Annotated in this window: 1 protein-coding gene; it reads right to left on the reverse strand. The window is 48.2% G+C overall.

All coding sequences use genetic code 11. The features are described from left to right. Window positions 1-656, reverse strand: a 656-nt coding sequence (locus tag EAE90_RS23325; protein ID WP_214055459.1) for a DUF3396 domain-containing protein, incomplete at both ends; no start/stop codon positions are given.

Below are 656 nucleotides of genomic sequence, written 5' to 3' on the forward strand. Positions count from 1 at the left end.
AAGTGCAGGGAATGGCCTTCACGGGGAATGACTCGTATTGGGCGTATCAGTTGGTTAATAGCAAAATAACTCTCCGGGACACTGCCCGGCAGTGGTGTTAAGTCCGGGTATTGACCGGCCCGGATCATCAGACCATTGGAATAAGGGGTAATCTCCACATCCCGGTAGGGGCGCAGCGTGCGGCGTATCCAATATTCTCCACCCAGTCGGTTTACAAATCGTTTGGACAGCAGGGTGATCCAATTAATGCCACGGATGGAGTGCCCATACTGTAATTTAGCTGTGAACACTGCGGAGTTAACTTGCAAGGAAGGGTAACGTTGCGCCAGTTGATACTCTAAAGGAAAGTAGTCATAGAAGTCATTGGGTAAGACCAGACAGTAGCCACAGTCCCCACTGTCCGGTTCAAGTTGTTCACACAGAAAGTCCAGCCAGGCCATAAACCGGGTCATGCCCTCTTGTTCTTTCAGATAATCCCAGGGCAACACCAGACTAAGATATGAACTACTGTTATCACCATTAGCTTCATCGGAATCCAGATAACGCATCAGATAACGAGGTGCCTCATCTTCATTTTTAGCATCACTGACGACCCAACCACAAGGCTGGTTTTTTTTCTGGCTAAGAATGCCTTCTTCCACTTTGGCAATATTTTC

Origin of the sequence: Photorhabdus caribbeanensis, assembly GCF_018448885.1 — a bacterium.
GTDB classification, from domain to species: domain Bacteria; phylum Pseudomonadota; class Gammaproteobacteria; order Enterobacterales; family Enterobacteriaceae; genus Photorhabdus; species Photorhabdus caribbeanensis.